Annotated in this window: 1 protein-coding gene; it reads right to left on the bottom strand. The window is 35.9% G+C overall.

What is annotated here, in order from left to right:
* Positions 1-120 precede the first annotated feature (120 nt).
* The coding region (locus EZH24_RS14755; RefSeq protein ID WP_201798610.1) for a hypothetical protein at positions 121-588 on the bottom strand (468 nt) is incomplete at its 5' end.

Genomic DNA, 588 nt, shown 5'->3' with positions numbered 1-588 from the left:
TATATTGCTATTTTATTTGGATTGCTTCGCCTCACGCTGTGTATTTTTGGCATAGCCTCGCAATGACTAAATAAAAACCGAGTCTAAAAAGACTCGGTAATTTTCGCTTTAATTATTTTATTATTTTTTAACGATATTAATCGTGCCTGACGGAGTTGTTTTTTCAGAAGCTATAGTTGTAACATCTATAGTTCCAGAATTACTATTTGAAAATTTTATATCGTATATAATTGTAACGGATACTCCATGCTGTGTTTCATCATATTGCATAACAAAATTTGTATCGCTCTTTTTTGTTATATTGGTAACTTTTCCAATGCCGTCAATAGTTATAGAACCGTCCGAATTTATAGTCATAATCTCCTTATTATCTTTTGAGTCAAGCCAAGTGCCGACATAAGAAGATGATGCCGTTTGTCCTCCGCTTCCAGAACCGCTACCACTTCCACTAGTTTCGCTTCCAGTTCCAGAACCTCCGCCAGCTTCAGCACCACTTCCGCCTCCTACTTCGCTTCCCGTTGAGCCTTCATTATTGCAACTTATAAAAGCGAGTAAAGATAAAAAGCATAATAAGATTGTAATTTTTTT

The sequence above is a fragment of the Brachyspira catarrhinii genome (assembly GCF_005518285.1).
GTDB classification, from domain to species: Bacteria; Spirochaetota; Brachyspiria; order Brachyspirales; family Brachyspiraceae; genus Brachyspira; species Brachyspira catarrhinii.
This window is presented reverse-complemented; position numbering and strand designations above follow the sequence as displayed.